General features: G+C 49.9%; 10 protein-coding genes. 9 read left to right on the top strand and 1 reads right to left on the bottom strand.

What is annotated here, in order from left to right:
* Positions 1-2: 2 nt before the first annotated feature.
* Entirely contained in the window at positions 3-221 is a 219-nt protein-coding gene (locus EHN13_RS23810; protein ID WP_003023639.1) for a protein SlyX, read from the bottom strand.
* A gap of 232 nt (positions 222-453) precedes the next feature.
* Between EHN13_RS23810 and fkpA the strand changes: the two genes are divergently transcribed.
* The 9 genes from fkpA to EHN13_RS23765 form a co-directional block, all read left to right on the top strand.
* The gene (gene fkpA, locus EHN13_RS23805; protein WP_003023641.1) at positions 454-1,272 is read left to right on the top strand and encodes an FKBP-type peptidyl-prolyl cis-trans isomerase; all 819 of its coding nucleotides are present in this window, start codon (positions 454-456) and stop codon (positions 1,270-1,272) included.
* A 167-nt stretch (positions 1,273-1,439) separates the two neighbouring features.
* Positions 1,440-2,162, top strand: a complete 723-nt coding sequence (locus EHN13_RS23800) for a helix-turn-helix transcriptional regulator (protein WP_003023643.1) — start codon at positions 1,440-1,442, stop codon at positions 2,160-2,162.
* Complete coding sequence (tusD, locus tag EHN13_RS23795; protein ID WP_005121677.1) at positions 2,162-2,548, top strand: sulfurtransferase complex subunit TusD; 387 nt, start codon at positions 2,162-2,164, stop codon at positions 2,546-2,548. Before EHN13_RS23800 ends, tusD begins: the two co-directional genes overlap by 1 nt.
* The gene (gene tusC / locus EHN13_RS23790) at positions 2,548-2,907 is read left to right on the top strand and encodes a sulfurtransferase complex subunit TusC (protein ID WP_048213526.1); all 360 of its coding nucleotides are present in this window, start codon (positions 2,548-2,550) and stop codon (positions 2,905-2,907) included. Before tusD ends, tusC begins: the two co-directional genes overlap by 1 nt.
* A 7-nt stretch (positions 2,908-2,914) precedes the next feature.
* Complete coding sequence (gene tusB / locus EHN13_RS23785) at positions 2,915-3,202, top strand: sulfurtransferase complex subunit TusB (RefSeq protein WP_003023651.1); 288 nt, start codon at positions 2,915-2,917, stop codon at positions 3,200-3,202.
* A gap of 125 nt (positions 3,203-3,327) precedes the next feature.
* A complete protein-coding gene (gene rpsL, locus EHN13_RS23780; RefSeq protein ID WP_003023654.1) occupies positions 3,328-3,702 on the top strand; it encodes a 30S ribosomal protein S12 in 375 nt (124 codons plus the stop codon).
* 95 nt (positions 3,703-3,797) lie between these two features.
* Positions 3,798-4,268: a 30S ribosomal protein S7 gene (gene rpsG / locus EHN13_RS23775; protein ID WP_003023657.1), complete on the top strand. Its 471-nt coding sequence runs from the start codon at positions 3,798-3,800 to the stop codon at positions 4,266-4,268.
* A 96-nt stretch (positions 4,269-4,364) separates the two neighbouring features.
* Positions 4,365-6,479, top strand: coding sequence for an elongation factor G (gene fusA, locus EHN13_RS23770; protein ID WP_003023659.1), 2,115 nt, complete (start codon positions 4,365-4,367; stop codon positions 6,477-6,479).
* A gap of 69 nt (positions 6,480-6,548) precedes the next feature.
* On the top strand, positions 6,549-6,713 hold a 165-nt coding region (locus tag EHN13_RS23765; RefSeq protein WP_001326213.1), incomplete at its 3' end, for a GTP-binding protein.

Here is a 6,713-nt window from a genome sequence, read left to right as displayed (position 1 = left end):
TCTCAATAATGTGGCGGAGGGGTCTCTTCAGACTGCGACGCGATGTGGGACGGTTGCGTTGCTTTGAGCTTTTCCGTCAGCAGACGCAGATGGTCGCGCAGTTTGGCCATTTCCAGTTCATGCGCGGTCACTGTCACGTTGAGCTCTTCAATGGTTATCTCCTGAAATGCCAGGCGACTTTCCAGTTCAGCCAGGCGAGTTTCCATTGTTGTATCCTGCATGATTCACCTCTTTCTTTTTTCTCCGGCAGATCGCGGACTGCGGCGAATTCTACTTAACTTTGCCTGTTTGCACAGCACTCAATCTTCGGTAACGAAACTAATTTAAACAAAAAGAGTCTGAAAAGTGGTGATAATAGGGCGTGCCTGTATGTTGATTTGTTCTGCAACGCTTTATAGTACATTTTTATGTTAGTTAACCTTGGGGTGAGATGCCCCGGCCCTGGAGATATGGATGAAATCACTGTTTAAAGTAACGCTGCTGGCGACCACAATGGCTGTTGCTCTGCATGCCCCGATCACTTTCGCTGCTGATGCTGCGAAACCAGCCGCTACTGCTGACAGCAAAGCAGCATTCAAGAATGACGACCAAAAAGCCGCTTACGCGCTGGGCGCGTCCCTGGGTCGTTATATGGAAAACTCTCTGAAAGAGCAGGAAAAACTGGGCATCAAACTGGATAAAGATCAGCTGATCGCTGGTGTTCAGGATGCGTTTGCAGACAAGAGCAAACTGTCTGACCAGGAAATCGAACAAACTCTGCAGGCGTTTGAAGCGCGCGTGAAGAGCTCCGCTCAGGCGAAAATGGAAAAAGACGCGGCTGACAATGAAGCCAAAGGTAAAGTTTACCGCGAGAAATTTGCTAAAGAGAAAGGCGTTAAAACCTCTGCTACTGGCCTGGTCTACAAAGTAGAGAAAGAAGGTACCGGCGCTGCACCGAAAGACAGCGATACCGTGGTAGTCAACTACAAAGGTACGCTGATCGATGGTAAAGAGTTTGATAACTCTTATACCCGTGGTGAGCCGCTCTCTTTCCGTCTTGACGGTGTAATCCCTGGCTGGACTGAAGGCCTGAAAAACATCAAGAAAGGCGGCAAAATCCAGCTGGTTATCCCACCGGATCTGGCTTACGGCAAAACAGGCGTCCCGGGTATTCCGGCCAACTCTACGCTGGTCTTTGATGTTGAACTGTTAGACATCAAACCGGCACCGAAAGCTGACGCGCAGCCAGATGCTGCACCGGCAGATAAAGCTGCAGACAGTAGCAAAAAATAAGCTAACAAAAACCGCCGCCCACAGGGCGGCGGTTTTTTATTATCGACAGGATATAATTAATACTGGAAAGCGCCTTGTGCGCTGTATTACTTTAGATGCCCCTATAATAGTGATGAGCCTGCCCTGACAACATAACGACAGGCTCCTGAAAAGGAGTGCTTTTTTTCATGTCCAGGTCGCTTTTAACCAACGAAACCAGTGAGCTAGATTTGCTGGATCAACGTCCTTTCGATCAAACCGACTTCGATATCCTCAAATCCTACGAAGCGGTAGTGGACGGGTTGGCGATGCTCATTGGTTCCCATTGTGAAATCGTATTGCACTCTTTGCAGGATTTGAAATGCTCGGCCATTCGCATCGCTAACGGTGAACACACGGGCCGTAAAATTGGCTCGCCGATTACCGACCTTGCGTTGCGTATGCTGCATGATATGACGGGTGCGGATAGCAGCGTGTCGAAGTGTTATTTCACACGCGCGAAAAGCGGTGTCTTGATGAAGTCGGTGACGATTGCCATTCGCAACCGTGAGCATCGCGTGATTGGTCTGCTGTGCATCAACATGAACCTTGATGTTCCTTTCTCGCAGATAATGAATACCTTTATCCCGCCGGAGACCCCGGAAGTGGGATCAGCCGTGAACTTCGCGTCCTCAGTCGAAGATCTGGTGACGCAGACGCTGGAGTTCACCATTGAAGAAGTGAACGCCGATCGTAATGTCTCCAACAATGCCAAGAATCGTCAGATTGTCCTGAACCTGTATGAGAAAGGGATCTTCGATATTAAAGATGCGATCAATCAGGTCGCCGATCGTCTGAACATCTCTAAGCACACGGTCTACCTCTATATTCGCCAGTTCAAAAGCGGTGATTTCCAGGGGCAAGATAAGTAATGCGTTTTGCCATCATGGTAACCGGGCCCGCCTACGGTACACAGCAAGCGAGTAGCGCATTGCAATTTGCGCATGCGCTACTCGAAGAAGGACACGAGTTGTGTAGCGTTTTCTTTTATCGTGAGGGCGTGTATAACGCGAACGTTCTGACATCGCCCGCCAGTGATGAATTTGATTTAGTTCGAGCCTGGCAAAAGCTTCACCAACAGCATGGTGTGGCGCTGAATATCTGTGTTGCGGCAGCCTTGCGGCGTGGTGTTGTTGATGAGACTGAAGCAACACGGCTAGGGTTGTCTGGTGCTAATTTACAATCAGGATTTACTCTCAGCGGTCTTGGATCGCTGGCTGAAGCATCCCTGACGTGCGATCGCGTGGTGCAGTTTTAATGAAACGTGTTGCCTTTGTTTTTTCTACTGTGCCGCACGGCAGCGCATCCGGCCGCGAAGGACTGGATGCTTTACTGGCGACATCTGCATTAACGGAAGATCTCGGTGTGTTCTTTATCGGTGATGGTGTCTTCCAGATCCTCCAGGGGCAACAACCGGATGTCGTTCTGGCGCGAGACTATATTGCTACTTTCAAACTGTTAGGATTGTACGATATAGAACAATGCTGGCTTTGTGCGGCCTCATTGCGTGAGCGAGGCCTGGCAGAGGGGGCGAATTTTGTGGTTGATGCGACGGCGCTTGAACCGGAAGATTTACGCCGTGAGTTAGGCAACTTTGACGTCATTTTAAGGTTTTGAAACTCTCATGCTGCACACACTACATCGCTCCGCGTGGCTTACCGATTTCTCCTCTCTTCTTCGTCTGATTGATAAAGACGATGAACTTTTATTGCTCCAGGATGGCGTGACGGCAGCAATCGAAGGAAGCCGTTTTCTTGAAAGTCTGCAAAATGCCTCCATTAAGGTCTATGTACTGGAAGAAGACATTAAGGCTCGCGGGTTGAGTGGTCAAATTTCAGACAGTGTCGTCAGGGTTAGCTATACTGACTTCGTCAGACTTACGGTGAAGCATCCCAGCCAGATGTCCTGGTAATTGTGGGATCGTTGTATATTTCTTGACACCTTTTCGACACCGACCTAAAATTCTGCGTCCTCATATTGTATGAGGTCGTTTTATTACGTGTTTACGAAGCAAAAGCTAAAACCAGGAGCTATTTAATGGCAACAGTTAACCAGCTGGTACGCAAACCACGTGCACGCAAAGTTGCAAAAAGCAACGTGCCTGCGCTGGAAGCATGCCCGCAGAAACGTGGCGTATGTACTCGTGTATATACTACCACTCCTAAAAAACCGAACTCCGCACTGCGTAAAGTTTGCCGTGTTCGTCTGACTAACGGTTTTGAAGTGACTTCCTACATCGGTGGTGAAGGTCACAACCTGCAGGAGCACTCCGTGATCCTGATCCGTGGCGGTCGTGTAAAAGACCTCCCGGGTGTTCGTTACCACACCGTTCGTGGTGCGCTTGACTGCTCCGGCGTTAAAGACCGTAAGCAATCACGCTCCAAGTATGGCGTGAAACGTCCTAAGGCTTAATGGTTCTCCGTTAAGTAAGGCCAAACGTTTTATATTAATGTCAAACTAAACTCTTAGAGTTTTGGACAATCCTGAATTAACAACGGAGTATTTCCATGCCACGTCGTCGCGTCATTGGTCAGCGTAAAATTCTGCCGGATCCGAAGTTCGGATCAGAACTGCTGGCTAAATTTGTAAATATCCTGATGGTAGATGGTAAAAAATCTACTGCTGAAACTATCGTATACAGCGCGCTGGAGACCCTGGCTCAGCGTTCTGGTAAAAACGAACTGGAAGCTTTCGAAGTAGCTCTCGAAAACGTGCGCCCGACTGTCGAAGTTAAGTCTCGCCGCGTTGGTGGTTCTACTTATCAGGTACCAGTTGAAGTCCGTCCGGTCCGTCGTAATGCTCTGGCAATGCGTTGGATCGTTGAAGCTGCTCGTAAACGCGGTGATAAATCCATGGCTCTGCGCCTGGCGAACGAACTTTCTGATGCTGCAGAAAACAAAGGTACTGCAGTTAAGAAACGTGAAGACGTTCACCGTATGGCAGAAGCCAACAAGGCGTTCGCACACTACCGTTGGTAATCCCTTCGGAGTTTTAGTCACCAGGCGGGCGCTTCTAGTAAGCAGCCCGCTTTGGGCTACTTAAATTGAACGCCTAAAAGATAAACGAGGAATCAAATGGCTCGTACAACACCCATCGCGCGCTACCGTAACATCGGTATCAGTGCGCACATCGACGCCGGTAAAACCACTACTACCGAACGTATTCTGTTCTACACCGGTGTAAACCATAAAATCGGTGAAGTTCATGACGGCGCAGCCACCATGGACTGGATGGAGCAGGAGCAGGAGCGTGGTATTACTATCACCTCCGCAGCGACTACTGCATTCTGGTCTGGTATGGCTAAGCAGTACGAACCGCATCGCGTAAACATCATCGACACCCCGGGGCACGTTGACTTCACAATCGAAGTAGAACGTTCCATGCGTGTGCTTGATGGTGCAGTAATGGTTTACTGCGCAGTTGGTGGTGTTCAGCCTCAGTCTGAAACCGTATGGCGTCAGGCAAACAAATATAAAGTTCCGCGCATTGCGTTCGTTAACAAAATGGACCGTATGGGTGCGAACTTCCTGAAAGTTGTTGGTCAGATCAAAACCCGTCTGGGCGCGAACCCTGTTCCGCTGCAGCTGGCAATTGGCGCTGAAGAAGCGTTCACCGGTGTTGTTGACCTGGTGAAAATGAAAGCCATCAACTGGAACGAAGAAGATGCAGGCGTAACCTTCACTTATGAAGATATCCCGGCTGACATGCAGGAACTGGCTGAAGAATGGCACCAGAACCTGATCGAGTCCGCTGCGGAAGCTTCAGAAGAGCTGATGGAGAAATACCTGGGTGGTGAAGAACTGACTGAAGAAGAGATCAAAAAAGCTCTGCGTCAGCGTGTTCTGAACAACGAAATCATCCTGGTAACCTGTGGTTCTGCGTTCAAGAACAAAGGTGTTCAGGCGATGCTGGATGCAGTAATTGATTACCTGCCATCCCCAGTCGACGTACCTGCGATCAACGGTATTCTGGACGACGGTAAAGATACTCCTGCTGAGCGTCATGCTAGCGATGACGAGCCGTTTGCTGCTCTGGCATTCAAAATCGCTACCGACCCGTTCGTGGGTAACCTGACCTTCTTCCGCGTGTACTCTGGTGTGGTTAACTCCGGTGACACCATCCTGAACTCCGTGAAAACTGCACGTGAACGTTTCGGCCGTATCGTACAGATGCACGCTAACAAACGTGAAGAGATCAAAGAAGTTCGCGCGGGCGATATCGCTGCTGCTATCGGTCTGAAAGACGTGACCACTGGTGACACTCTGTGTGACCCGGATCACCCGATCATTCTGGAACGTATGGAATTCCCTGAGCCGGTAATTTCCATCGCGGTAGAACCGAAAACCAAAGCTGACCAGGAAAAAATGGGTCTGGCTCTGGGCCGTCTGGCTAAAGAAGACCCGTCATTCCGCGTATGGACTGACGAAGAATCTAACCAGACCATTATCGCTGGTATGGGTGAGCTGCACCTCGACATCATCGTTGACCGTATGAAGCGTGAATTCAACGTTGAAGCGAACGTCGGTAAACCTCAGGTTGCTTACCGTGAAGCGATTCGCGCGAAAGTTACCGATATCGAAGGTAAACACGCTAAGCAGTCTGGTGGTCGCGGTCAGTACGGTCATGTTGTTATCGACATGTACCCGCTGGAGCCGGGTTCAAACCCGAAAGGCTACGAGTTCATCAACGACATCAAAGGTGGTGTAATTCCTGGCGAATACATCCCGGCCGTTGATAAAGGCATCCAGGAACAGCTGAAATCTGGCCCGCTGGCTGGTTACCCGGTTGTTGATCTGGGCGTGCGTCTGCACTTCGGTTCTTACCATGACGTTGACTCCTCTGAGCTGGCGTTTAAACTGGCCGCTTCTATCGCCTTCAAAGATGGCTTTAAGAAAGCGAAACCAGTTCTGCTTGAGCCTATCATGAAGGTTGAAGTAGAGACTCCGGAAGAGAACACCGGTGACGTAATCGGTGACTTGAGCCGCCGTCGTGGTATGCTTCGTGGTCAGGAATCCAACGTCACTGGCGTTGTTATCCATGCTGAAGTTCCGCTGTCTGAAATGTTCGGATATGCAACCCAGCTGCGTTCTCTGACCAAAGGCCGTGCTTCTTACTCCATGGAGTTCCTGAAGTACGACGATGCGCCGAACAACGTTGCTCAGGCCGTTATTGAAGCCCGTGGTAAATAATCCACAGGATTAAAACCTAAGTCCCGTGCTCTCTCCATAGGGGAGAGCACTATAGTAAGGAATATAGCCGTGTCTAAAGAAAAATTTGAACGTACAAAACCGCACGTTAACGTCGGCACCATCGGCCACGTTGACCACGGTAAAACTACCCTGACCGCTGCAATCACTACCGTACTGGCTAAAACCTACGGCGGTGCTGCTCGTGCATTCGACCAGATCGATAACGCGCCGGAA

Origin of the sequence: Citrobacter youngae (assembly GCF_003818115.1) — a bacterium.
GTDB classification, from domain to species: Bacteria; Pseudomonadota; Gammaproteobacteria; order Enterobacterales; family Enterobacteriaceae; genus Citrobacter; species Citrobacter youngae.
Note: the sequence above shows the minus strand (reverse complement) of the source record. Positions and strands in the feature narration are given on the sequence as shown.